The sequence below is a fragment of the Pseudofrankia coriaricola genome, from assembly GCF_032027725.1.
In the GTDB taxonomy this organism is placed as follows: Bacteria; Actinomycetota; Actinomycetes; order Frankiales; family Frankiaceae; genus Pseudofrankia.
In genome coordinates, this window is sequence record NZ_JASNFO010000090.1 from 33,526 (window position 1) to 58,718 (window position 25,193).

20 protein-coding genes are annotated in these 25,193 nt (G+C 72.1%); 10 read left to right on the plus strand and 10 right to left on the minus strand.

What is annotated here, in order from left to right; translation table 11 throughout:
* Nucleotides 1–41: 41 nt before the first annotated feature.
* The 5 genes from QOZ89_RS37225 to QOZ89_RS37245 all read right to left on the minus strand — a co-directional run bounded on the left by QOZ89_RS37225 (nucleotide 42) and on the right by QOZ89_RS37245 (nucleotide 8,830).
* A complete protein-coding gene (locus tag QOZ89_RS37225) occupies nucleotides 42–1,721 on the minus strand; it encodes an FAD-binding dehydrogenase (RefSeq protein WP_312628629.1) in 1,680 nt (559 codons plus the stop codon).
* 494 nt (nucleotides 1,722–2,215) lie between these two features.
* Nucleotides 2,216–3,316 (minus strand): phosphotransferase, encoded by a 1,101-nt coding sequence (locus tag QOZ89_RS37230; protein ID WP_312628631.1) that lies wholly within the window; start codon nucleotides 3,314–3,316, stop codon nucleotides 2,216–2,218.
* A 214-nt stretch (nucleotides 3,317–3,530) separates the two neighbouring features.
* Entirely contained in the window at nucleotides 3,531–4,274 is a 744-nt protein-coding gene (locus QOZ89_RS37235) for a class I SAM-dependent DNA methyltransferase (protein ID WP_071047961.1), read from the minus strand.
* A 159-nt stretch (nucleotides 4,275–4,433) separates the two neighbouring features.
* Entirely contained in the window at nucleotides 4,434–7,916 is a 3,483-nt protein-coding gene (locus QOZ89_RS37240) for an ATP-binding protein (protein WP_312628633.1), read from the minus strand.
* Complete coding sequence (locus QOZ89_RS37245) at nucleotides 7,913–8,830, minus strand: AAA domain-containing protein (protein WP_071047960.1); 918 nt, start codon at nucleotides 8,828–8,830, stop codon at nucleotides 7,913–7,915. Before QOZ89_RS37245 ends, QOZ89_RS37240 begins: the two co-directional genes overlap by 4 nt.
* Nucleotides 8,831–9,827: 997 nt before the next feature.
* Here QOZ89_RS37245 and QOZ89_RS37250 point away from each other — a divergent pair.
* A complete protein-coding gene (locus QOZ89_RS37250) occupies nucleotides 9,828–11,147 on the plus strand; it encodes an HNH endonuclease signature motif containing protein (RefSeq protein WP_071047958.1) in 1,320 nt (439 codons plus the stop codon).
* Between the two features lie 101 nt (nucleotides 11,148–11,248).
* On the opposite strand, the gene QOZ89_RS37255 is transcribed toward QOZ89_RS37250, so the two are convergent.
* Nucleotides 11,249–11,536 carry a hypothetical protein gene (locus QOZ89_RS37255; RefSeq protein WP_131803872.1) on the minus strand — a complete coding sequence of 96 codons (288 nt, stop codon included), beginning with the start codon at nucleotides 11,534–11,536 and terminating at the stop codon, nucleotides 11,249–11,251.
* Between the two features lie 152 nt (nucleotides 11,537–11,688).
* On the opposite strand from QOZ89_RS37255, the gene QOZ89_RS37260 reads away from it, so the two are divergent.
* The gene (locus QOZ89_RS37260; RefSeq protein ID WP_071047955.1) at nucleotides 11,689–11,916 is read left to right on the plus strand and encodes a hypothetical protein; all 228 of its coding nucleotides are present in this window, start codon (nucleotides 11,689–11,691) and stop codon (nucleotides 11,914–11,916) included.
* 427 nt (nucleotides 11,917–12,343) lie between these two features.
* Here QOZ89_RS37260 and QOZ89_RS37265 read toward each other — a convergent pair whose 3' ends face one another.
* The 3 genes from QOZ89_RS37265 to QOZ89_RS37275 all read right to left on the minus strand — a co-directional run bounded on the left by QOZ89_RS37265 (nucleotide 12,344) and on the right by QOZ89_RS37275 (nucleotide 15,309).
* Nucleotides 12,344–13,138 carry a VOC family protein gene (locus QOZ89_RS37265; protein WP_312628639.1) on the minus strand — a complete coding sequence of 265 codons (795 nt, stop codon included), beginning with the start codon at nucleotides 13,136–13,138 and terminating at the stop codon, nucleotides 12,344–12,346.
* Between the two features lie 111 nt (nucleotides 13,139–13,249).
* Nucleotides 13,250–13,396 carry a hypothetical protein gene (locus QOZ89_RS37270; RefSeq protein WP_312628641.1) on the minus strand — a complete coding sequence of 49 codons (147 nt, stop codon included), beginning with the start codon at nucleotides 13,394–13,396 and terminating at the stop codon, nucleotides 13,250–13,252.
* A gap of 497 nt (nucleotides 13,397–13,893) precedes the next feature.
* Nucleotides 13,894–15,309, minus strand: a complete 1,416-nt coding sequence (locus QOZ89_RS37275; RefSeq protein WP_312628643.1) for an FAD-binding oxidoreductase — start codon at nucleotides 15,307–15,309, stop codon at nucleotides 13,894–13,896.
* Nucleotides 15,310–15,523: 214 nt separating this feature from the next.
* Between QOZ89_RS37275 and QOZ89_RS37280 the strand changes: the two genes are divergently transcribed.
* From QOZ89_RS37280 to QOZ89_RS37295, 4 genes are all read left to right on the plus strand, one after another.
* Nucleotides 15,524–17,077: an MFS transporter gene (locus tag QOZ89_RS37280; RefSeq protein ID WP_071047952.1), complete on the plus strand. Its 1,554-nt coding sequence runs from the start codon at nucleotides 15,524–15,526 to the stop codon at nucleotides 17,075–17,077.
* The gene (locus QOZ89_RS37285) at nucleotides 17,061–17,663 is read left to right on the plus strand and encodes an acyl-CoA-like ligand-binding transcription factor (protein WP_071047951.1); all 603 of its coding nucleotides are present in this window, start codon (nucleotides 17,061–17,063) and stop codon (nucleotides 17,661–17,663) included. The genes QOZ89_RS37280 and QOZ89_RS37285 overlap by 17 nt, the downstream gene beginning before the upstream one ends.
* A gap of 126 nt (nucleotides 17,664–17,789) precedes the next feature.
* Nucleotides 17,790–18,461: a SigE family RNA polymerase sigma factor gene (locus QOZ89_RS37290; RefSeq protein ID WP_083418381.1), complete on the plus strand. Its 672-nt coding sequence runs from the start codon at nucleotides 17,790–17,792 to the stop codon at nucleotides 18,459–18,461.
* On the plus strand, nucleotides 18,454–19,236 hold the full coding sequence (locus QOZ89_RS37295; protein ID WP_071047950.1) for a hypothetical protein: 783 nt from the start codon (nucleotides 18,454–18,456) through the stop codon (nucleotides 19,234–19,236). The genes QOZ89_RS37290 and QOZ89_RS37295 overlap by 8 nt, the downstream gene beginning before the upstream one ends.
* A 77-nt stretch (nucleotides 19,237–19,313) precedes the next feature.
* On the opposite strand, the gene QOZ89_RS37300 is transcribed toward QOZ89_RS37295, so the two are convergent.
* Nucleotides 19,314–19,796, minus strand: a complete 483-nt coding sequence (locus QOZ89_RS37300) for a potassium channel family protein (protein ID WP_312628646.1) — start codon at nucleotides 19,794–19,796, stop codon at nucleotides 19,314–19,316.
* A 472-nt stretch (nucleotides 19,797–20,268) separates the two neighbouring features.
* Here QOZ89_RS37300 and QOZ89_RS37305 point away from each other — a divergent pair, with 472 nt between their 5' ends.
* From QOZ89_RS37305 to QOZ89_RS37320, 4 genes are all read left to right on the plus strand, one after another.
* Nucleotides 20,269–21,540 carry a PucR family transcriptional regulator gene (locus QOZ89_RS37305; RefSeq protein WP_131803870.1) on the plus strand — a complete coding sequence of 424 codons (1,272 nt, stop codon included), beginning with the start codon at nucleotides 20,269–20,271 and terminating at the stop codon, nucleotides 21,538–21,540.
* A 317-nt stretch (nucleotides 21,541–21,857) separates the two neighbouring features.
* On the plus strand, nucleotides 21,858–23,795 hold the full coding sequence (locus QOZ89_RS37310) for a CocE/NonD family hydrolase (protein ID WP_083418380.1): 1,938 nt from the start codon (nucleotides 21,858–21,860) through the stop codon (nucleotides 23,793–23,795).
* A 224-nt stretch (nucleotides 23,796–24,019) separates the two neighbouring features.
* On the plus strand, nucleotides 24,020–24,439 hold the full coding sequence (locus QOZ89_RS37315) for a nuclear transport factor 2 family protein (RefSeq protein ID WP_071047945.1): 420 nt from the start codon (nucleotides 24,020–24,022) through the stop codon (nucleotides 24,437–24,439).
* 101 nt (nucleotides 24,440–24,540) lie between these two features.
* Nucleotides 24,541–25,017 (plus strand): NUDIX domain-containing protein, encoded by a 477-nt coding sequence (locus tag QOZ89_RS37320; protein WP_071047944.1) that lies wholly within the window; start codon nucleotides 24,541–24,543, stop codon nucleotides 25,015–25,017.
* Nucleotides 25,018–25,193 lie beyond the last annotated feature (176 nt).

Genomic DNA, 25,193 nt, shown 5'->3' on the forward strand with positions numbered 1-25,193 from the left:
GTCGTCGCCGCTCGCCCGGGTGCGTCGAGGTCGACAGCCGTTCAGGTAGCGGTGGCCGCCGCGGCGGCGCGGCCCGCGGCGCGGCCGGAGAAGAGGCAGCCGCCAAGGAAGGTGCCCTCGAGGGCGCGGTAGCCGTGGACGCCGCCGCCGCCGAAGCCGGCGACCTCGCCCGCGGCGTACAGGCCGGGCAGCGGCTCGCGGCCGTCGGGGCGCATCACCCGGCCGTCGAGGTCGGTCTCCAGGCCGCCGAGGGTCTTGCGGGTCAGCAGGTGCAGCTTGACGCCGATCAGCGGGCCGGCCTTCGGGTCGAGAATCCGGTGGGGCGTGGCCACGCGGATCAGCTTGTCGCCGCGGTAGCGACGGGCTCCGCGCAGGGCGGCGATCTGCAGGTCCTTGGTGTAGGGGTTCGCCATCTCGCGGTCGCGGGCGAGCACCTGGCGTTCGATGTCGTCGAAGCGCAGCAGCGGGCTCGGGGTGAGCGCGTTCATGCCGTCGACGAGTGAACGCAGGTCGTCGCGGACGACGAAGTCGACGCCGTGCTTCTTGAACGCCTCGATCGGGCCGGGGGCGCCCTCACCGAACCGGCGCCGCAGCAGCAGGCGGATGTCCTTCCCGGTGATGTCTGGGTTCTGCTCGGAGCCGGAAAGCGCGAACTCCTTTTCGATGATCTTCTGGGTGAGGATGAACCAGGTGTGGTCGAACCCGGTGCGCTGGATGTGCGCGAGCGTGCCGAGCGTGTCGAAGCCGGGGAAAAGCGGTGGTGGCAGCAGCTTGCCGGTCGCGTCGAACCACAGCGACGATGGGCCGGGAAGGATCCGGATGCCGTGGTTCGGCCAGATCGGGTCCCAGTTCGTGATGCCCTCGGTGTAGTGCCACATCCGGTCGCGGTTGACGATGCTTCCGCCGGCGGCCTCGCTGATGGCGAGCATCCGGCCGTCGACATGCGCCGGCACTCCGGTGATCATGTGCTTCGGCGGCTCACCCAGCCGTTCCGGCCAGTTGGCGCGCACCAGCTCCTGGTTGCCACCGATCCCGCCGGACGTGACGATCACGGCCTGGGCGTGCAGCTCGAACTCACCGGCGCTCGTCCGAGAGGACGCGACGCCCCGGGGGGTGTCGCTCGGTTCCAGGACGGTGCCGCGCACGCCGTCGACCTGTCCGGCCGTGAGCGTCAGCTCGTCGACCTGGTGGCGGAAGCGGAACGTGACGAGTCCCGCGTCGGCCGCGGCCCGCACCCGGCGGGCGAACGGCTCGACCACCCCGGGGCCGGTGCCCCAGGTGAGGTGGAAGCGCGGTACCGAGTTCCCGGGCCCGTCGCCGCCGTAGCCGCCGCGTTCCGCCCAGCCGACGATCGGGAACCAGCGGACACCCATCGCGTGCAACCAGGCGCGCTTCTCGCCGGCGGCCCACTCCACGTAGGCCCGCGCCCACTGCCGGGGCCAGTGATCCTCACGCTCCCGGTCGAAGCCGGCGGTGCCAAGCCAGTCCTGCCAGGCGAGCTCGAACGAGTCGTGCACACCCATGCGACGCTGCTCGGGGGAGTTGACGAAGAACAGCCCGCCCAGCGACCAGAACGCCTGCCCGCCGAAGTTCGCCTCGTTCTCCTGCTCGATGAGGATCACCCGCCGCCCGGCGTCCGCGAGTTCCGTCGTCGCCACCAGCCCGGCAAGCCCCGCCCCGACGACGATGACATCCGCGTCGCCGCCGCCTCGGCCGTCCACCACACCCACCCCTGTCCACACCCGATCGCTGGCTCGCCGCGCCGTGAGCCCGCGACCGGCATCGTTCGCCCTGGCTACCTTCCGTCCCGGCCGATCGGTCCGTCAACCGGGCCATACCCGAGGCCTGACCGGCGAAGTTGACTGTGTCGAGCGAACGCCAGGGCGCGGGGGAGGTGCGTCCGTGGCCGGGGGCGGATCCGGTGGGCCCGCCGGTGGCCGGCGGGACCGGTGGCAGCCGGCAGCTCCTGTGGTGGCTGGGTCCGACGGTGGCGCTTCAGAATCGGTCTGGCTCCCGGCCGACGTGGAAGAACCCTGGACGGTAAACGTCCCCTACCTCGCTGGGCTTTGAAAGGTGTGATGACCGCCGAGGGCTTGAAGCCTGGTATCGCGACCAGTTTCCGCGTCTGGTCGCGGCGCTGCGGCTTCGTCTCCGCCTCCGTGAACGGCCGTAGCGGCCCGGCAGGCGACTCCGGCCCCGCATCACCGGCTGATGATCAACTTTCGATGGCGGCCAGGGCCGATTCGGTGTCCAGGTCGACGTAGGCGGCGGCGTAGCGTTCGGCGAGGATCAGGGAGATTTCCTGGCTCTGGTACCCGTCGGTGCCGAGGGTCGACAGCCAGATCGTCAGCCCGTAGGCGGTGGATGCCCGGTACTGGAGCCAGGCGTCGTCGAAGGAGGGGCGGGTCGCGTCCGGCACGTCCAGCGCAGTGAGGTACTCCTTGAGAAGGTCGGCCTCGGCTCGCCGCCGATCCTCGACGGTGAGCGAACCAACCAGGAAGTAGCCGACGTCCTGCGGCCAGGCGCCGCGGCGCACCACCTGCCAGTCGAGAAAGCCCACGTCATCGCCGGGCAGCACGTAGGTGTTGCCGATGTGGGCGTCCGCATGCAGCAAGGTCACCGGTCCCCGGCTCAGCGTGGCGACGTAGCGGGCCCACACGTCGACGTGGCCGTCGCCGTCGTACGCCGTCACGGCGCCCGGGAGGCGGCCGGCGCCGCGTTCCAGGCCTCTCGGCGTGTAGGTCCGCAGCCCGGCCTGGAAGCCTTCGGTCGGAGCCCAGGTCTGGACCCAGGCGAGGTCCAGCTCGGTGGCCGCGGAGAACCCCCAGTAGCGGCTGTGCAGGCGGGCCAGCCCGCGCAGCCCGTTCGCGACCTGATCCACCGTCATCGGGCGGGTCGAGTCCCGCGGGTCGCCGCCCCGCCTGGTCACGTCCTCCATGACGATGAGGTAGTCCAGCCCGGGACGATCGATGATCACCCTGTAGGAGCGCGGGTGGTCGACGGGGATCGGGACACCGGAGTCGAACAGGTCCGGCTCGTTGAAGAGGTTGCCGTTGCGGGCGTGCACCGCTCGGTGGACGCCCTCGGCCTTCAGAAAGACGCGGTCCGGGCCGGAGCCCGCCGCGTAGGTGAGGTCGAACCGCGCCCGCCGGTTGGTGCCGTCATCCCGCGCCACGAGGATGGCGTCCTCGACCACTGCGCCTGGACAGCTCTCGGCCAGGACCGCCGTGAACCACGCGGGTGTCACCTCCGCCCAGTCGGCGGGTACCAGTAGCGGGGCGAGCCCTTCCGATGCGCTGCGCTCTCCAGAAGGCATGAGCCCGGAGTATGCGTTTACTTATCTTGACGGGTCAACCGTAGCTGGTATCGCGCGGCAAAGGGTCTGTCCACCTCGATCTTCATGATCGCTGCGGACGTGTCGTCGTAGTCGCTTTGCGGCCGGATCGGCGACCGTGGCGACACGGTGGTGGCCATCCATCGGTCGCGCGTTGGCGGGCGAGCGTAGTCGGGCCTGCTTCGCCGGGGCGGTGCTACGGTGCGGCCGGCTTCTGCCAGATCGAGACGTGCTGGCGGCTTTCGCTGGTGAACGGGTCGCCGGACCAGGTGGCCCAGCGGTCGCGCAGGCTGAGGCCGGCCAGCATGGCCATCAGGTCGAGTTCCGCCGGCCAGACGTAGCGGAAGGGGATCGAGCGGAACGTGCCGTGGCCGTCGACGATCTCGACGTAGTTGGAGCTCATCCGCTGGGTGGCGACGTCGAACACGTCGTAGGACCAGCCATGCGCGCCGACCTCCCAGGGCAGGACGTTCTGCCCAGGCGGCAGGCTGCGCAGCGCCGGCACATTGACCTCGACGACGAAGCAGCCGCCCGGCTCGAGGTGCGCGGCGGCATTGCGGAAGACCGCGATCTGACCCTCCTGCGTGGTCACGTTTTTGATCGTGTTGAAGACCACGTAAGCGACGGCGAAGGAGCCGTTGACGGTTGTCGTGGCGAAATCGCCGATCGTCACGTCAACCGTGTCTCCGGCCGGTTTCGCTCGCAGCTGGGCGACCATCGCCCGGGAAAGGTCGATGCCGTGGACCAGTACGCCTCGGCGGGCCAGGGGCAGTGCAATTCGTCCGGTGCCGACGCCGAACTCCAGCGCGTGTCCATCGCCGGCAAGCTCGGCCAGGACATCGACAGCCGGGTCGACGGCCTCCGGCGTGAATCGAGACGCCTCCGCGGCGTCGTACCGGGCCGCGACCGCCTCCGGAAAGTAGCCATCCTCATCAAGCATCCGGGAACCGTATCGGCGGGATTCTGGCCGCGCTAACGAATTTCGGCCACGTCGTGGGCCCGGTCCTTTTGCCAGCCTGAAGGTGGACCGTCAGGCCGAGGCGGCAAGCCAGCAGCGGTAGTCCGAGCCGGCAGCGGTAGTCATGGAAACGGCGCGCGGTCAGGGCGCGGCGGTGAGCTGGGTGACGAGCGCCTGGGCGTCCCGGGCGACACCGGTCATGCCGCGCCTGGCCGCTCGTTCGGCCACGTCGCGAAGTTCCGCGTCGTCGACGGGCTCGCCGGTCCGCGCGGCGAGCTGGGCGGCGAACAGCCGGCAGCGCAGCAGCGCACCGGCGCCCTGCGTTCGGATGGCCAGCTCCGTGGCGGAGCCCAGGTGGGCCCGTGCCGCCGGCAGGTCGTCGGCCAGGGCGGCGAGCCGGGCGAGGCCGAGCGCGACGGGGCCCACCATGCCGCACTGCCCAATGTTGGCGACGCAGTGCGCGACCGGAGCCAACCGGGCCGTCAGCGTCTCGACGTGTTCCCGTAGCCCGCGGTCGGCGACCGCGTGCGCGAGCACGGCCAGCCGGCCGTGGGTGGCCCAGGTGACCGGCTCGAACCGGGCGATCTCCGCGGCGATCAGCTCGTCGGTGCCGGGTCCGCCCCGGGCGATCGCGGTCAGCGTCGCCGTCCACGGCGCGGACATGCTGATCGGCGGCGTCTCCGCCGGCTCGCCCAGCTGGCCCTGCTCGAAGCGGAGGCTCAGCATGGCCACCTGGTACACGCCGCTCTGGTACAGCTCGGTCTCGCGGTGCAGCTCGAAGGCGTGCCGGTAGGTCGCCTCCGCGGCGGTCAGGTCGTCGTCGCGCCACAGGGCGAGTGAGCCCTGCGCCCACCGGAACTGCACCCGGCTCGCCGGCAGCCGCAGCAGGTCGCTGCCGAGGGCGCCGAGCCGGACGTGGTCGGCCGCCGTCGGGTCGCCCAGCGCCGTCTTCGCCAGGTACCGCAGGCCGTGCGTGATCACCTCGTCGATCTGGGCGCTGGCGTGCGGCACGGCGGCGAGCCGGGCGAGCAGGCCGAGGGACTCGGTGGCCCGCTCGGCGATCCCGGAGAACGCCAGCGCCCGGCCGAGCAGGGCGTCGGCCAGCGCCTCGTCGTCCCCGGTCCGCTCGGCGAGGTCGATCGCCCGCCGGCTGAGCAGGTCGGGCACCGAGCCGTCCGGGTCGTAGCAGCTGCCGACGGCGAGCGCGGCCAGCACCCGGACGCGCGCGACCGGGTCGGCGGTGACCAGCGTCTCCAGGCCGGCGAGGCGGGCCAGCAACGGCGCCGGGTCGTCGCCGTAGACAGCCCACGGCCACGAACCGCTGGTGCGCAGCAGCGCGGCGGCGAGCCTGCCCGCCGAGTCGAGCCGGCCGCGGCGCACCGCGTCGAGCAGGCCCGCATCGACCACGTCGAGCAGGGTCTGCCCGCGGCCGGCCCTCGCGAGCGCCGTCACCCTGGCGACGACAACCTCGTCCCTGTCGACACCGGGATCGCCGGTGGTCTGGTCGAGCGCGTCGAGCGCCTGCCCCCACCAGTGCGCCGCCGCCTCGGAGTACCACCGGCGCTCCGCGTCGAGCGCCGCCGCCCGGCAGGCGTCGAACACGTCGGCGGCGTCGGCGAGCGGCCAGGCCGCGACGAGATGCGCCGCCCGCCGGGGGAGCGCCTCGCCGCCGCCGGTCGGGCCGAGCGCCTCGGCGACCCGCAGGTGCAGCCGCTGGCGGCGCAGGCCGGAGATGCCAGCCACGACCTCGTCCCGCAGCAGGGCGTGCGCGAACATGTACCGCCCGGTTCCGGCGGCCTGGACGATGACATGTTCGTCCGCCGCCTCGTCCAGCAGGTCGGCGAGCTCGTCGCGGTCGAGCCGGGTGACCCGTCCGAGCAGGTCGATGTCGAGGGTGTCGCCGATGACCGCCGCGGCCCGGAGCACCTGCGTCACGGCCAGGTCGAGCCCGGCGAGCCGCTGGCCGAGCACCGAGCGCACGGCCACCGGCACCTGGCCGCTGGCCCGTTCCTCGGCGGGCAGCCGGGCGTACTCGCAGACGAAGAACGGGTTGCCGCCGGTGCGGTCGGCGAGCTCGGCCGCCTCGGCGGCGTCGATGGCCTGCCCGCTGACCCGGCCGGCGAGCTCGGTCACCTCGGCTTCGGTGAGCGGCGGGACGGCCAGGCGCCGGGAGCCGTGCCGGCGGGACACGGCGGCGAGCAGCCGGTCGAGCTCGGGGTTCCCGGAGACGTCCCGGGCGGTGGCGACGACGGCGAGGCCGGGGAACGCCGCCGCGCCCGCGAGATGGGTGAGCAGCCGCAGCGACGCCGGATCCGCCCAGTGCACGTCCTCGGCCACCACCATCAGCGGCCGGGCGGCGGCGGCGTCGGCCAGCGCGCCGGCCACCCGGTCGTAGACGACGAACCGGGCCGCGTCGGCGTCGACACCGGCCGGCGGGGTCAGCAGGTCGTCCGGGTCGGCGCCGAGGTCACGCAGCAGCTGGCGCAGCGGCCACCACGGCGGCACCACGTCGTCGGGGCATCCGGTGCGCGAGACGACGCCGCCGGCCCGTTGCCAACTGCCCGCGGCCTCCTCGGCGAGCCGGCTCTTGCCGATACCCGCCGGGCCGGTGAGGACCACCCAGCGGCCGGCGCCGGCGACCGCCTCCGCGAGCACCGACTCCAGCGCGGCCACCTCCCGGCCCCGGCCGACGAGATCGTCGTCGACGGGCGCCGGTTGTGCGCGGCCAGCGGAGCTGCCCCTGGTCGCGGCGTTGCTGCTGGTTCCGGCCGCGGTGGTGGCAGCGGCAGCGGTGGCGCCGGCGACGGCGAGCCCGCCGGTGGCGGGCCCCGCCGACGCCAGGGCTGCGGGCCACGCGTCGAGCGTGCCATCCTGGCGCAGGATCGCGCCCTGCAGCTGGCGCAGGGCCGGGCCGACGTCCAGGCCCAGCTCCTCGTCCATCCGCCGGGCATGCTCGCGAAACACGTCGAGCGCCTCCGCGGCCCGGCCGGCTCGATAAAGGGTGACCATGCGCAGCCAGCACGCCCGCTCGGTGAGCGGCGTGGCGACCAGCAGCTCGCGGGACCGTGAGACCGCGGCGGTGACCCGGCCGACGCCGAGCAGGCCCATGACCGCGTGCTGCTCGCACTGCGCCCACCGCTCGTCGAACGACGCCGACGCCGACAGCACCCACGGCTCGTCCGCGAACTCGGCGAGCAGCGGTCCCCGCCGCCGCAGCGCAGCGGCGCGTTCGGCGGCCTCGACGGTCGCCGGCCAGTCACCGGCATCGGCGGCGGCGCGCGCCCGGTCGCATTCCCGCTCGAACAGCCGCAGGTCGATCTCGTCGGCGGCGACGTCCGCGACATAGCCGGGGTTGCGGCGCACGATCGGCGACGTCGCCCGCTCGTCGTCCCGCAGCAGCCGGCGCAGGTTGGAGATATGGGCGTGCAGGCTGGACAGCATGCTCGGCGGGTGTTCGTCGCCCCAGACGGCGTCGGCCAGACGGTCGACGGAGACGACCCGGCCGGCGTCGAGCAGCAGCGCCGCGAGCACGGCGCGCGGCTTGGGCCCGCCCAGCGCGACCGGCCGCCCCTCGCGGACCACCTCGACCGGGCCGAACAGGCGATAGAGCGGCACGCCTCTCATGATGCCGGGGCGAGGCGCTGGACGCGCTCGCCCCGTGTCGGGCGCCGAGGGCGCCCTCCCGCGCCGATCCCGGGTGAGGCCGGATGGCGGGGGGTGGGTCTGGTCCGGGGTCGGTGAGATGGCCGGGTTGGCGCTGCGCCAAGGCGCCGCCGCCAGCGGTGGCTGCGCCGAGGGCGCCCTCCCGCCTGAGCGATCCTGGCGAGGGCGGGCGGGCCCACTCTGACCAGTTCTCCGGCCGGCGGGTCGCGTGCCACGACGACGCCGAGCAGTGCGTTGTCGACGGCGATGTTCGTCGCGGAGACCAGCAGCACCCGTTTTCCTCGAGTGAGAAGGGCGTCGATGGCTCTCGCGAGCACGGTTGTCTTACCCGTGCCCGGAGGCCCCCAGACCATCGGTTCACCGCTGGTCGTACAGGCGTGGTAGGCGCGCGCCTGGTCGCTGGACAGGCCGGGGGCCCGGTTCACCGTTGACAGTATTGGAGTAAGAATGCCGTCAACTATCTGGCTGGCGAGTCCAGGGTCGCCCAGATTCTTCCAGCACTCGACGAGGTTGCGCTCGAGGTAACCCGCGGCCCTTGCGGTTCCCCACAACCACAGACCGGTGTGCGGCGCGTGCGGAGCGACGCGCACACGCAGTTCGCTTCGCCCCTCCTCTACCGCGGTCACCCGGTACGCCATCCGATCCGATGCGTCCGGTTCCCGGGGCGCGAGGTGCAGGTCGATCATGGTGTCGACACCGATCGGGCCCCGGGCCGTCGAGACGGCGTACACGCCGTCGTCTACGCGGCGTGCCTGCGCAACCGGTCGCGGTCGCGGCCGATCTCGGCGGTCGGGCGGTACCAGGGTCTGCGCGGCGGCGGTGACCTGCTCGACCCAGCTCGGCCGCACGAGCGCCTCCAGCATCGAACGGAGCACTGCCTGCTAACGTCTTAGGCCTGTATGTCGCCGTAGAAGGCTGTTTGTGACAGGAGCACCCTCGTACGTGGCCGGGGTGGAGCATCGACTCTGGATCAAGATCAAGCGAAGCGTGCTTCAGCCCGTCGACGGTCACAACCCGGCCTGGGTCATTGGCCGAACGACCCGGCTTGCGGGGTTGGGTGATCGTTGCCTGGGGCGGGTCGACGCCGTGGACCGGTAGGCCACTTCGGGCTGGCGTCGGGCTGCGCCGGGCAGGCGTCGGCGCTCGCCACCCGGCGTGGATGTCGACGCTGATCGCGGGTTGTCGCGGCCGGGACGTCGGTGGCGGGCATGGCGGGCCATGGCCTCCGGTCTGATGCTGGACGCCGTGTGGCGTCGTATCTCGCTGCGACGGATCCTGGCGGGAAATCATCTTCATCATGCGTCCGGCGGCCAAGTGGCGTGCTTTCATGCACGTTATAGAATATCGGTTGCTGACTCTTGGTGGGGCTCCCCATCCGGTCTCTTGGGAGATTTATGGTGGGTGTAACAGGGCTGCATTCCGGGACCCCTGTTATGGGTGAAGCGGAACTGATGGCAGGTTGTCTTATTTCACGCTCCGGGTTATCGTGAACGCATGTTCGAAATGCGTGTCGGCGGTTCGGGTGGTGGCGCCGTGTCGTTGTCCCAGAGCTCTTCGACCGCCCCTGCGGGCGCTGTCGCGACTGCCTCGGTGGGTTCCGGGCATTGCCGGTCGGTCCCGCGGGCGGCATCGCGACGTCCGTCGCCACATTCCGGCGCGCAGGCGCGGCGGGCAGGAAAGGGGCCGGCGGCGGGCGCCGCGGGTTCGGCGGAAGTCCCGGGCAAGAGGTGCCCTGCTGACATCGTCGGGCCGACCGTCTACGAATGCGCCGTCGATGGGCCTGCCACCGACGGTCTCGCCGTTGACGGGTCGGCCGCCGATGGACCTGTCGCTGAGGGACCCGAGGCTGCCGATGGGCTTCTGGCGCGGCTGGTGGCGGTAGGTGGGGTCTTCGATGAGCTGCTGGCGGGTCTGGCGGCGTGTGCGGAGGCGGAGGCGTTTGAGCTGGTGGTGGGGCTCGCGCGGTTGGGGTCGCGGTTGGAGGGGTTGACGATCCGGGCGCAGGTGCGGTTGGCGGAGCTGCGGCCGGTGGTCGGGGGGTGTCTGGATGGTGAGGACGATGAGCCGTTCTCGCCGTATCTGGGTGATGAGCTGGCGGCTGAGCTGGGGCAGTCGCCGCGGACGGTGACCGGCCGGTTGGACCAGGCCTGGGACCTCGCCCACCGTCTTCCAGCCGCTCTGGACGCGCTGACGGTCGGTGATCTGGATCTGACTCGGTTGCGTGCGCTGCACGCGCTCACTCATGTCCTGTCCGGTGGGCAGCGGGCGGTGGTGGAGGCTCAGATGCTCGCCGGGAGCCGGTTGAGCTCACCCACCCAGTGGCGACGCAAGATCCATCGGATGATCGGCCGGCTCGACCCTGCCGCGGCCGCCCGGCGCCGTGCGGAGGCGAAGACGCGGCGGGAGGTGTCGATCGAGCCGGCCGAGGACGGCATGGCGCTGCTGTCGGCGACCCTGCCCGCCGAGGACGCACGGGCGGTCTTCGATCTGGTCGACCGGATCGCCAGGAACGACGCCCACAGCGACGGCGACAGGCGCCCGATCGGCGCCCGGCGGGCCGACGTCCTGACCGCCCTGCTCCTCGGGAACCGGCGCGAACGGGTCACGGTCGAGCTCCAGGTGATCGCCCCAGTCGGCACCCTGGCCGGGCTCGACGACAACCCGGCCGAGCTGGTCGGCTACGGGCCGATCCCGGCCCAGGTCGGCCGGGCGCTGGCAGCGGACGCGCGCTGGCGCCGGGTCCTGACCGACCCCGAGACCGACACCGTGCTGGACCTGGGACACCGGCGTATACCGACCCCGGCGCTGGCCCGCCTAGTCCGTCGCCGCGACACCCGCTGCGTCTACCCGGGATGCGCGACCCCGGCCGCGGCCTGCGACCTCGACCACACAGTGGCCTGGGCCCATGGCGGTCGCACCGCGCTGGACAACCTCGGCCTGCTCTGCCGCCGCCACCACGTCATGAAGCATCGCGGTGGTTGGACGCTAAACCAGCCCGAACCAGGCCTCTTCATCTGGACGAGTCCCGCCGGCCGGACATACCAGGTCGACACCAATACGAACGAGGAAGAGGGTCCATTTCCCACCGAAAGCAGGAAGCACAAGACCGCCGTCCGCGTGACCGCGACCGCGACCGCGAACAGGGCCAACGACGGAAGGCAGCCGTCCGAAGAAAATCCGTGCCCCTTCTAACACCAACGAAGATTCATGTTAGGCCGAAGGCCGTCGGTCGGCGTTGCGCTGCCCGCTCCGCCCGGTCAGTGCGGAGGTTCGCCCCAGAGCGGAGGGCCCACTCAGTCCCACGACCACCGCGGGAATCCCTCGTCGTCCACCCCGACATACCCGACGGCATCGCCGATTTCAACGGGATCGACGTCCACATCCTCGACAGGAGTTCTGGCGTAGAGCATGCGGGCAAGAGTGTCCTGCGCCGTCTCATGGTCCCAGGCGCGGACGTCGACGAAGAGGTGGAACCGGAAGCCCCTGGTCGGCCATTCGCAACGACAGCCGCGGCACCGCCACTGTTCCGGTCCGCCGAAACATGATCCGCTCGCCCAGGTTCCGTCCTCCTGCAGGCCCATGCTTCGGTCGGAGCGAAGACCATGGGTGACCGGGTAGGCATCCGTCCGCCCGCACACGGGGCAGGCTGGGGAAACCGCGCCTTCGTCGCCGCTCATTCAGGAGACGGTACCCTACGCATGGGTACGTACAGATTACGGACGGCACAGCAGCGATGGCGATCCTGGTCGACTTCCAGAAAACCCGCGAGGACAGCGCTCGGGTGGAGTATCGGTTCGGCCATCCGGAGCTGGACCGGCTGCTGGTGATCGAGAAATCCACTCGGGAGGGCACTCCGGCGGACGGGACGGTGGACCGGACGTACGCGGCGGCGCTCACGAAGATCCTGCGCTTGCAGCGGGAGCGGGAGACCTGGCCGACAGGCGGGACGTACGCGGCCTAGCGCTCGACGCGCTGCGCGGTCAGAGGAGCCCGCCGACTCGCGGCTCGCGGTGCGCGACGCCGAGATGGTCGGTCGGCACGAGGCGGCTCCGGCTCTGAAGACTCGTCTCTACCCAGCGGATTCCCGATTGGTGACGCCGAGGAAGCCTGGACTGCGCCCGCGGCCTCCACCTCGAACCAAACTCGACAACCTCGGTCCGCTCTGGCGTCACCACCATTCCGCCAAACACCCTTGAGGGTTGCATTTCGTGCAGTTCCGCAGACGAGCGCTCAAGCCGTCACCCGGGATCGGACGACCACCCGTTCGCTGACTGTTGGATTGCTCGGTCTGAGATCAAGTGACGCTGGCCAGGGGTTTTGGCGTTGCGGAGCCGTCGACGAGGGGTTACGGAGTTGCGGGCGTGGCGGTGTGGGCCCGGCATGGGCGGTCAGCCTGGCTCGTGGTCCTCGCCGTCCGGGCTGGCGATCACGACGGTGTAGCCGTCGGGGTCCTTCAGCCAGATCTCGCGGTGCGCCGGGCCGTTGCCCTCGCCGCTGGGCGGGTTGCGCATGGGTGGGTGCACCACCGTCGCGCCGAGCCGCGCGGCCCGTTCGACGGCGCCCTCGAAGTCGGCGACGTCGCCGAACCACAGCACCGCGCCGTTGCCGACCGGCTGGTCCGGGTCGGCGAGCTGGCCGTGGCCGTGCTCGACGTCCCTGCGGTGCAGTTGCAGGACGAGGGTGCCGTCGGCGGTGACGAGCCTCTCGTAGTCCTTGCCTCCGTGGTCGGAGCGCAGGCCGAGCAGCTCCTGGTACCAACGGCTGGACTCCTCGACGTCGCGCGCGACGACCAGCGGCTGCGGCCGCGGCGGCCCGACCGGCACCGCGATGCCCAGCCGGTTGCCGGCCGGATCGCTGACCTGGACGAGGTAGCGGGCGCCGCCCTGCCGCCGCGGCTGCCCGAGGACCCGGCCGCCACGCAGCTCGACCAGGCGCAGCGCCTTGTAGAGGTCGTCGGCCATGAGCCACAGCAACGGGCCGCCGGGTCCGACCGGTAGCTCGGTGGTGAGCTGGCCGATGAGGCCCGGCGCGCGGAAGCCGACCGCGCCCGCGCCCTGGCCAGGCTCGTCGACCTCCCAGCCGAACACGTCCCGGTAGAACGAGGCGGCGGCGGACAGGTCGACCGCCGGAATCCACAGATAACCTACCGGGCTTCCCGCCCCGGATGCCGTCGCGCCGCTCATGTCATCACGCCTTCCCATCCGCCCCAACCGCAGGAATGAGTGTCCAGCACGCCGATCGTGGGGCCGCGATGCGGGCGGGCGGGCGTCGGGCGGGCGTCCGGTGGGCGGTGATCAGTGCGCGGCGCGCGTGCCGAGCGCAAGCTCGATGACCGCGCGCGGGTCCTCATGGTCCGCGCGCCAGTCCTGGTCCTCGTCGCACCAGAGCCGCCGCGTTGGGCGAGGAAAGTAGCAGTCAGCGGCCTCGGATGCGCGGGCCATCGAAAGGCTGCGTCGGCCGTCCGGGTCTCGTCCCAGCCATACTCACGATCTGGATCGCGCAGCTGTCGCGTCGTCGCGGCGGACAGCCCGGACAGGCAGTGCGATGCGGTCTGCGCCGCACGCATCGGCTCGGCTGAACGTCCGACAGCGGCGAACCCGCAGGTCACAGTCGTCTGCGCAGAGCCACAAATGTAGTCCTTGACCACGAAGCGGGCTGGAAACTCGACAGCCCACCACCGCACCTGGAGCACCAACCCAACCGACACGGCACCCGACATCCAGCCCATGGCACGCAACATGCCGAGCAGTCGACCCATGACCGACAGTCGCTACCCGTTCTAGAAACCGCCGACAACGCACCACCTCGCGGCCTGGCCCGAGCCACTTTCAGCCGGTGCCCGGGCTGCTCCGGCGGACCGGCGGAGTCGCGGCGGGAGCTGAGCGGGCGACGGCCGGCCGAGACAGCCGGCCTGGGCGACGGCCGGCCGTCTGCGTGGTCAGGACCGGGCGCGGGCGGCGGCGGCCGCGCGTACCGGGTGCGCCGCCGCGATCCGGCCGTTCGGGTCGTAGCTGGCGGTCAGCGTGGCGAGCCGGGACAGGGCGGCCGCGTCGTACTTGCGCGCGACCAGCGCCGGGTCGGTGGTCGCGCCGAAGTTCGGCGCGCCGAGGCCGCCGGACCACGGCTCCATCGCGGCCATCACCTCGGTGGCGTGGCCGGCCGTCGCCGCGGCCAGCGGTGGCGCCGCGATGCCGATCGTCAGCAGCGAGTAGGCCGCGTCGCGGTGGCAGACGGCGCTCGGCTGGCGGGGCTCGCGGGCCAGCGCCCCGCCGAGCAGCCGCAGCTCGACGATGACCTGGGGACAGTCGGCCTCGGGGCCGGTCAGCGTGAGCAGGGCACGCACCGCCGTGTCGGGCAGCTCCCGCAGCAGCACCGCCTGCTCGTGGACCGGCATCGGGTCGACCGGATCGGCGTGGATCATGCCGAGCGCCGGGAACGGCAGGACGCCGACACCCCCGAAGATCACCGGTGCCAGGCCGCGGATCGGGTCGATCACCCGCTCACCGTCGGCCGGGTCGCCGACCCAGGCGAACCGGACGGCGACGGTGCACCGGCCGGCCAGCGCGGGCGGCACCGCCGGCATCGGCGGCAGCCGGAGCACGGCGATCGACGTCGACGCCTGCTCCGGCAGGTCCGCCGACCAGGTCTTCCACGCCGACAGGACCCGGTCGGCGTCCGCGCCGTCGAAGTAGAGGCAGCCGCCGTAGATCTCCTGGACGTCCAGTAGCTCGAACTCCACGGCGGTGACGACGCCCAGCGCGCCCTTGCCGCCGCGCAGCCCCCAGAACAGCGCCGGGTTCTCGGTCGCGGTGGCCCGGCGCGCCACGCCGTCGCCGGTGACGACGTCGAACGCCGTCACCAGGTCGCTGCCGTAGCCGAAGCTTCGAGCCACCGGCGACAGGCCACCGCCGGTGAGGTAGCCGACGACGCCCACGTGCGGGGCGGAGCCGGCGAGCGCGCCGAGGCCGTGCACGGCGGTGGCGTCGAGCACCTGCTGCCAGCGCACCCCGGCGCCGACCCGCGCCAGCCGCCGCACCGGGTCGATGGTGATCTCGTCGAGGCCGCCGGTGTGCACCAGCAGGCTCGGGCGGGTGTGGGCGAGCGCCCCGTGCCCGGTGGCCTGCACCACGACGTCGAGGTCGTGGGCGTCCGCGAAGCGGACCGCCGCGACGACGTCGGTGGCGTCGGCGACCGCGACGACGGCCACCGGTGCGGCGGGCACCGCCACGTTCCACGGGGTCGCGGCCGCCAGGTAGGCGTCGTTGCCGGGCAGCAGGACCTGGCCGCGGATCTTCCCGGCGAGGGCGGCGAGCGGCACGTCGAGGGACGAGGTGTCGGGGGCGAGCGTCGACATGGTGACTCCCTGAAACGGTGATGACCTGGGCAAACCCGAGGCGGGACGTGGCCACCATGTCGTCCGGCGCTTGGACACCACTTGGGGCCGGCCCACCGCCCTTGCGGCGCGCTTGGCGCGGTCTTTCAGCCCAGCGACCGCTCGCCTGCTCCCGTCCGCATAAATGGGTGTTACCTTCTTTTGGAGGTAACACCTATTAGGGGGAGGCTGTCGTATGCGGGGATCGGGGACGCGGCGGTGGTGGGCGTTGGGAGCGGTCAACCTGAGCGTGCTCGCCGTCGGGCTGGACGGGACGGTCCTGTCGGTGGCCCAGCCGACGCTGTCGACGGCGCTCGACGCGTCGCAGTCGGACCTGGTCTGGTTCTCCGCCGGCTATCTGCTCGTGCTAGCGGCGGCGGTGCTGCCCGTCGGTCTGGCGGGCGACCGTTTCGGCCGCCGTGGCGTCCTGCTCGCGTCCCTGGCCGTGTTCGCGCTCGGCTCCGTTCTCTGCGCCTTCGCGGGATCGGTCGGCGCGTTCCTGGCGGGGCGGTTGCTGCAGGGCCTGGCCGGCGCCGGTATCACGGTGATGGCGCTGTCGGCCCTGATCGTCCTGTTCGACGAGGAGGAACGCCCGAAGGCGGTGGGGATCTACCAGGCCGCGACCTTCCTCGCCCTGCCGCTCGGACCGATCCTCGGCGGCTGGATGCTGTCGCGGTTCTGGTGGGGCTGGGTGTTCCTGCTCAACGTGCCGGTCGTCGTGCTCGCCGCGGTGATCGGCTTCATCCTGATTCCGGAGTCCCGGTCGGCGGAACGCCCAGGCCTGGACCCGGTCGGCACGGCGGCGTCGGCGTCCGGGCTGGCGCTGGTGATCTACGGTCTGGTGCGCGCCGGGGAGCGCGGCTGGGGCAGCCCGGACGCGGTGCTGTCGACGGCTGCCGGAGTCGCGGTGGTGGCCGGGTTCGTCTGGTGGGAGCACCGGCTCGGCCGGCTGCCCACCGGCCGGCCGCTGGTCGACCCGCGGCTTCTGCGGCCGGGCCCGTTCCTGTGGGGATCGGCGCTCGCCGCGGTCGCGGGCCTGGCGATGATCGGCGTGCTGTTCACGATGCCCCAGTACTTCCAGGGGGTACAGGGAACCGGCACGCTCGGCAGCGGCCTGCGCCTGCTCCCGCTCATCGCGGGCATGGTCGTCGGCGCCGGGCTCGCCGGCCGGCTCGCGCCGGCGGTCACCGCGCGGTCGGTGGTAGCGCTGGGATTCGTGCTCCTGGCCGGTGGTCTCGCCGTGGGAGCCACCGCCGCGCCCACCTCCGGCCTCGCGTTCACGGCCGGTTGGACGGCACTGGTCGGCGCGGGAACAGGACTGGCCCTGTCCGCGTCGACCGCGGCGGCGCTGGCCGGACTGTCGGCCGAACGCAGCGGCACCGAGTCCGCCGTCGTGCAGGCGTTCAACAAGACGAGCGGCCCGCTCGGCACGGCGATCACCGGCAGTGTCCTCGTCGCGGTCTACCAAGCCAGGCTCGACAGCGCCGCGCTGCCGGCGGCGATGGCCGCGCCCGCGCGCCGGAGCCTCTACGACGGCACGGCCGCCGCGCGGGCAGCCGGAGCGCCCGGACTGGAACAGGCGGTCCGGGCGGCGTTCGTCGACGGCATGAGCGCCGCGTTCCTGGCGTCGGCCGCGATCGCCACGCTCGGAGCGTTCGCGGCCCTGGCCCTCCTGCCCGGCAGGCGATCCCGTAGAACGGAATCCGGCCAACCGATCGAGGAGGGGACCGCCGATGCCGCCGCCCACTGACCGGGCCACGCCCGGCCTGCGAGAACGCAAGAAAGCCAGGACCCGGGCCACCATCCAGACCCATGCCCTGCGGCTGTTCCACGAACAGGGCTACCAGGCCACCACCATCGAACAGATCATCGACGCCGCGGAGGTCTCCGAGACGACCTTCTTCCGCTACTTCCGCACGAAGGAGGACGTCGTCCTCCAAGACGACCTCGACCCCCTGATCGTCGAGGCGTTCCAGAAACAGCCCGCGGATCTGACGCCCATCCAGGCGATCCGCGCCGCGATCCGCCAGCAGTTCGACGCGCTCGCCCCGGACCAGAGGCAGGCGATACAGGAGCGCACCTCGCTCATCCTCGCCGAGCGCCCGCTGCGCGCCGCCATGCTGGACCAGATCTCCCAGGCGATGCTCCTGCTCGCCGACGCGGTCGCCGAGCGGACGGGACGCCCGAAGGACGACCTCGCCGTGCGCACCGTCGCCGGCAGCGCCATCGGCGCCATGCTCGCCACCCTGCCCGCCCTCGCCGAGAACCCCGCCGCGGACCTGCCCGCCCTCATCGACCAGGCACTCGGCCATCTTGAGGCCGGACTACCGGTCTGAAGCGGCTGTCTCAACGCGGGGAGCTGACGGTGCTCCCGCCCGACGCGTGGCGGCCGCATGGCGCGGTACCCGGTTGGGCGAGCGTTGGGCATCGGCGCGGAACCTCCTGGCCGCTGGACGCCTGATATGGGTGTGAAGTCGACCAGACCTCAGGGAACCGCCGACGACGCGACGTGGCCGGCGGGTGGCCTGACGGAGACCGGCCCATCGGGGACACCGGCCGGCGACTCGTTTGAGGCGTTCGTCCGGGCGAGGTCCGACGTCCTGTTCCGTACCGCGTTCGTCCTGACGGGACGCCGCGCGGCCGCGGAGGACCTGGTCCAGGAAACCCTCGCGCGGGTTCTGCTGGTGTGGCGTCGGGTCGCCGCCAGGGGCGAGCCGGACGCCTACGTCTACCGCGTGATGGTCAACACCCATCGTCGGACGGGGTGGAAGGTGCTGGCGCGGGAACGGCCGACCGCCCGGCTGCCGGACCGGCCGGGCCCTGACGCGTTCGCCCGTACCGAGAGCCTGGACCAGCTGTCCCGGGTACTGGCGCGGCTGCCGGCCCGGCAGCGCTGCGCCGTGGTCCTGCGCCACTATCTGCAGTTCTCCGAGGCCGAGACGGCGGCCGCGATGGGCTGCCGGATCGGCACCGTCAAGAGCCTGACCTCCCGGGGGCTGGCGCAGCTGCGCGTCGCTGTCGACGACCAGCGACCGTCTCCGCGACCCTCCCCGCGGCCGCCGGCGCCAGAAGGCCCGGCCAGCCGCCCGACGCCGCCGCATCCCCGGACGCAGAGGAACGATTCCCATGGCTGACCGCCTGGCTCCTGACCGCGAGGAGGTCGTGGTCGAGCAGCGCCTGAAGGAACTGGCGGAGCTGGCGGGACCGACCCCCGACCTGCTGGACCGGGTCGCCGGGCGTTCGGCGGCGCTGCGCCGGCGCCGGACGTCCGTGATCGGTGCCGGCGCCGGTGTCGTCGGAGCCATCGCCGCGGCGACGGTGACCGTCGTCGTGGCCGGGACCGGGATCCGTGGCACGGATGGCAGGGACGACCTTGTCACGGTCCCGGCGATGTCGAGCTCCCCGACCGGGACACCTGCTCCGGCCGCGTCCACGGCCCCGACGCCCTCCGCGTCGTCGATTCCGACGACGCCGGCTCCGACACTTTCCCCGACCCGCGATGGCACGCCCAACTCGCCGCGGCAGGACACGTCGCAGCCGCCCGTCCCGGTGTCACCGAGGCCGGCCGTCAGCACGAGCGTTCCCCTGTACTCGCCGCCGCCGGGGTACTACTCACCACCGCCGAACCCTCCCGGGACGCTCACGATCGAAGGAACCACCGTCCGCTCGACGCCGTCGACCTTCCAGGTCGAGGAATGGGTGAGGGTCGTGAACAACGGCGACGTGGCGTGCCGTTTCAGTTTGTCCCGCGGGGGCTCGGTGGCGATCTTCACTGGACCGATCGAGCCGGGTGGTGGCGACACGATGAGAATGCCCGCCACCGCTGGGACCTACGACGTGGTCTGCGCACCGGACCCGGCCGCGACGGACCGACCGGCCGCGACGGGAACCGTGGTCCTGGAGCCCTGAGGCGGCCGTGGTGTGGCGGCGCGGCGGTGCGGCGGCGCGGCGGTGCGGCGGTGCGGCGCCGGGACTCGTCCGCGACGCTAGGCGGCCGGCGGAGGTCCGTCGGTGCCCGCATCGAGGGCGGCTTCGATCCGGCGCAGTCGGGCGTCGATCGCGGGCAGCAGCGCGTCGACGCCCGGGCCGCGTGGATCCTCGGTGGCCGGGGGACGAACAGACCCGTCGGCCTGCCCCCGGTCGGCTTGGGCGCGCCGGACGAAGCTGGACGTCACCCATGCGGTCACGATGGCGAGGAAGGCGATCGACTCGAGCATGATCATCGATCCGATGAACCGACCTACAGCTGTCGTCGGCACCACGTCCCCGTATCCCACCGTGGTCACGGTCTGCAGGGCCCACCACATACCGATCCCGACGTTCGGGAAGCTTCGTGGGTCGACGATCCGGATGACGATGCCGCCGGCGAGCACTGTCAGCGTCGTGGCGGCGACCATGACCCGCATCGCGCGCCGCGCCGACAGCGGTTGGACCGTGTAGCTGCGCAGGATCCGGGTCAGAACCCGCATGTTCGTCCCCTCCCGCCGTCCCGCCCGTCGAGGTCGGCGCCGCCGGATGTGCATCGTCCGCGGACACACTAGGCCCGCGGCCATGCTCACACGCCGTAGCGGGCCATGCCCGGCGCGGACGCCTTCCCGGTTGTCCGAGGCGTGCCGCGCTGCCAGGTCCCGGGCGTGCCGCGCGGTCAGGCAGGGCTGGCCGCGTGGTGCCGAGCATCGCCGCGCCCGCCCGCCCGTTCGTCGGCGGGCGCGGCGGCGTTTACCTCTCGGGCGCCAGCCAGCGTCCGGACCCGTCATCCCGCGGCGCCTCAACGGCCCTCCGAGACACATCTGGCCTCTCACGGTCCGACCGGCTGGAGATCCTGGTCGGTCTGGCAGCCCGGAGGGCGTTGATCAGGCACACTCAGATCCCGGCCATTCGGATCCGGGCCATCCGGGATCTGTGGCGGCCCGAGGCGCTCTCGCCGTGGAGGTGACGCTGGTGCGGACGGCAGCAGACCAGGCCGGCCTGGCCGACCAGGCCGACCAGGCCAAGGCGCTGGAGAGCCTCCGGCGATCGATCGACAGTCTCTCGGATGCCGCCCTCGACGCGTTCAGCGAGATGCCGTGGTTCCGCGGCCTGCCGGCGCGGACCAAGTCGTGGATCAAGATAGTGGTGATGAACGAGCTCAAGGTGATGGCGGAGGACATCACGGAACCGCGTTCTCCGGCGCTGCGGGGAATCTTCTCGGACGCCCCCAGGGGAGTACTGCAGCAGCTGTCGCTGGGGCAGGTCGTCGAACTCATCCGGCTGACGGTCGAGACCGTTCTCACGGCCGTCGACGACGTCATGGGCGAGCCATCGGCCGCCCTGCTCCGAGGAGATCTCGAACGATACGGCCGCGAGGCCGCTTTCGCCGCGGCGTCGGTCTACGCGCGGGTCGCGCAACATCGCGCCCGCGACGGCGACCAACGCCAGAAGCTGTTGGTCGACGCGCTGCTCGAGGGCGACGAGCGGGAGATCACGGACCGGGCCGGCGGCGTTTTCCCGCTGGGCGTCCCGGTCCGTATCGCGGGGGCTGTCCCGCCCGTCGATTCCACCGAGGCCGTGCTGCGCGCGATGCTTCGGATCATGGACGCGCACGGCGCCCCGGCGTGCGCCGCCCGGCGCGGGTCGGCCGTCCTGCTGATCGCGCCCGCGGCGATGGGGGGCGGCCAGGACGGTGTGCTCGCCGCGCTGGACGAAATGGTTCGCACCGCGGCGCCAGGCGAAGCGGCACTGATCGACACCCTCGTCGTCAGCAACCCGGTCGAATCCGTTGTCGCCGCGCGCCCAGCCGCGGCCGCCGTCCTTTTCGGGCTGCGGGCGGTCGTCGGCCAACGGACGTCAGGCCGGGTCGTCGGGGTCGATGACCTGTTACCGGAACGGGTTCTCTGCGGAGACCGCCAAGCCGCGCGCCAACTGGTGGCCGAGTACTACAGCCCGCTGCTCGCGGCGGGGCGGGGGCTGGTGGAGACGGTCGACGCGCTGCTCGCTCATGACGGCTCGCCGGACGCCGCCGCACGCAGCCTCCCGGTCCACGTCAACACCCTGCGTTACCGGCTGGAGAAGGTGATCAGCCTGACCGGCCGCGACCCCCGCCGCGGGCGCGACGCCTTCGTGCTGCGGATGGCCTTCATCCTCGCCCGGACCGGCGCCGCGATCTCGCCGTCGCTGTCGCCGCCCTGGCCGCCCCCCGACCGGGCCGCCGGCCTCGGACCGCGGGTCCAGTAACACCCGCGTAACTTCGTACTTCCTCGCCGAGGACATCACGGGCGGGGCGTGCAAGGATTGTCCACGCGCCCGCCCCCGCGGAATTTCTCATCGTCGACACGCCGGCATTCACAGGCTTCTCGTGCCACCCAGCCCAAGGCGCCAGCCGTGTTCTGGACCGCCTGAGCAGGCGAGTAAGAGACCAATTCTCTTCGAACGGGTACATGGGCGCCCGCGCCCGGTGGTGATGACACCATGGGCGCCGCCCGGGGTGAAAAGAAATTGCGACTCGGGTACCTTCGCGCGCCTGGCCAGCTTCCGTCACGAGGAGGAACTTCATGAGCCGTAGATTCAGACAAAGCTTATGCGCGGTCGGGATGGCGACCGCGCTCGCGGGCGGCATGGTCGTAGTCGACGCCGCCACGGCGCGAGCCGCCGTCTCGCCGTTCGGGCATTCATGCGCCGATCAGAACGGCGTGCGTTTCTGCGCCACGACGGGCATCGACCAGCGGGTGGCCTCGTGGGACGGCACACCACTGGACGTCGACGTCACACTACCCGCGACCGGATCCGGGCCGTTTCCGACAATCGTCCTGCTGCACGGTCTCGGCGAGGACAAGACGGCATTCGAGGACACGTCACCCGAGGGATCGCAGGCGCTGACCTACCACTACAACACGAACTACTACGCCAAGCGTGGCTACGCCGTGGTGACGCCGACCGCGCGCGGTTTCGGAGGTTCCTGCGGCGCCCAGACCAAGACAACTCCCGGCTGCGCGCAAGGATGGGTGCACCTCGACGACGTCCGTTACGAGGCCCGGGACGTCCAGCATCTCGTAGGAAAGCTCGTCGACGAGGGAATCGCCAACCCGGCGGCGGTGGGCGTGACCGGGGTCTCCTACGGCGGCGGCACCTCGGCGCAGCTGGCCTTTCTCAGGAACCGGATCGCGCTGCCCGACGGAACGTTCGCTCCCTGGACCAGCCCGAACGGCACCCCCCTGAGCGTCGCCGCGTCGTACCCCCGCTGGGGATGGGCGGATCTCGCCAACGCTCTGGTCCCGAACGGCCGGGCCACCGACACGACGCCGCCGAACTATGCGACGGACACCTCGCCCGTGGGCATACCCAAGCTGTCCTACACGACCTTCCTGTACCTGGTCACCGGACTGTTCGGGCAGATCGCACCGGCCGGCGCCGATGCCGACGCCGACCTGACCACCTGGTACAAGGCCTTCCTGCGGGGAGAGCCCTACACCGGAACCGACGTGCAGGGCCTTGTCCGGGCGCTGCGGTACAAGGGCACGACGGCCATCCCGGGAGTGCCCGCGCCCCTGCTGGTGGAGAACGGCTGGACCGACGACCTCTTCAACGCCCAGCAGGGCCTGGCCCTCTACAACCAGGCGCTGGCGGCGAGCCCCGCGGCGGACGTGTCGCTGCAGCTGGGCGACACCGGCCACCCGGGCGCCAGCAACCGCGCCGACATCGTCGACCGGCTGGTCGACGCGGGATCGGCGTTCTTCGACGCGAAGCTGCGCGGGACCGGCGCCGGCCCGGCGCCGCGATCGGTGGCCCTCTCACCGATGAGCTGCCCCGCCGGCGCCGCCACCCCGGCGCCCGTCACCGCCCCGTCGTGGGCCGCCGCGCATCCCGGGACGCTCGCCTTCACCCAGCCGGGACTGCAGGCGACGACGTCGAGCGGGGTGAACTTCTTCGGCGAGAGCGACCGCGACCCGGTCCTGGGGATCCTGCCCGGAACGCTGGGTGACGTGCTCACCGGCCTCATCAACGGCACGGTGGACCCGGCCACCCTCGGCGGCATCCTGGGCGGCGACTCGTCACAGTTCGGCCCGCTTTTCTCCCAGGCTCTGCAGAAGTCCAACCCGTGCCGCATCTCGCTGGCCTTCCCGCACGCCAACGCCATCATTGCCACCGGGCCCACGCGGGCACAGGCGTTCACCCTGGCCGGCATGCCACAGGTGACGGTGAACATTCAGCACGTCGGCCCAGAGGGCCAGCTGGACGCCCGGCTGTGGGACGTCGCCCCCAATGGAAACGAAATTCTCGTCACCCAGGGCATCTACCGGGTGACGGCGAACCAGGCCGGCACGGCGACCTTCCAGCTCAGCGGAAACGCCTACACCTTCACCCCCGGCCATCGGCCCCGGTTGGAACTGCTGTCATCCGCCGGTCCGTACGCGCGGCCCAGCAACGGCATCAGCACGACCTACGCCACCAACGTCCGGGTCCAGCTCCCGACGGTCCAGCCGGCGCCCTGACCTGACCGGCGCGGCCAGGACCCACCGATGACCGGCGACACCTCCCAGGACCCCTGACCCGGAAGGACGGCGGGGCGGCGGACCGGGCGAGCCGAGCACGCCGCTCGGCGATCCAGGCCGCCGCCCTTCCGCACCGCCAGGCGTTCTGCCCGGCGCGCGCCGCCCGTCGCTGTGGTGGGATGACGCCGCGGGCATAGCGGGCGGAAGCGGGAGAGGCGGAACGCGTGGACGTCGAGACGCTGGGCGCGGTCGAGGAGATCAAGCAGCTGAAGGCGCGGTACTTCCGCCTGCTGGACACCAAGAAGTGGGACGAGTGGGCGGACGTGTTCACCGAGGACGTGACCGTCTGGGTCGAGGACGTCCCGGACGTGACGTTCACCGGGCGCGACGAGTTCGTCGCCGCGATCAGCGGAACCCTCGCCGGCGCGGTCACGACGCACCACGGGCACATGCCGGAGATCGAGATCACCGGGCCGGACGCGGCCCACGGCATCTGGGCGATGTTCGACTACGTCCAGTGGACCGAGCCGGCACGCACCCTCCAGGGCTACGGGCACTACCACGAGGAGTACCGCCGAGGCGCCGACGGCCGCTGGCGGATCATCTCCCTGCGCCTGCACCGGCTGCGCGCCGACCTTTCCTGACGCGGGCTCTCTCGGCACGACGTCTCCTGACGCGGGCTCCGCTCCCGCTTCGGCGGGCCCGCGTGGCCCGCCTCGCCCTTCCGGCCCGCCGTGGGCAGAGGATGGGGAGCGTGAGGCGAATCGACTACTACCACGACCCGAACGCGCCGCGAGCGAACGCGCTGGTCGTCGGGGGCTGCGCGGTCGCCCCCGACGCCGACGGGCGGATCCTCCTGCAGCGGCGGGCCGACAACGGGGAGTGGGCGCTGCCCGGCGGCGGGATGGACATCGGGGAGACGTTCGCTGACTGCGTGATCCGGGAGGTCCGCGAGGAGACCGGATTCGACGTCGTCATCGAGCGGATCGTCGGCATCTACTCGGACCCGGGGCACGTCTTCGCCTACCCCGACGGCGAGATCCGCCAGCAGTTCTCGATCTGCTGCGCCTGCGCCATCGTCGGCGGGGAGCTGGCCGTCAGCGACGAGTCGACCGCGGTCGGCTTCTTCGCGCTCGACCAGCTCGCCGGCCTGCACATGCACGAGACGCACCGGATCCGCATCCGCGACTACCTCGCGAACACATCCCCCGTACTGCGCTGACGATGACGGCCTAACCGGCGCATTCCTAGGCTGCGGCGAGGCGCGGGTCTCCCGCGAGGCTGAGGTCACCGGCGAGGCTGAGGTCACCGGCGAAGCCGAGGTCGTGCAGCGCCTTGCGGTAGGCGACGCCGAGGGCAGAAGTAACATCAACAAGGGTGCTGGGTCCGTCAGAGGCT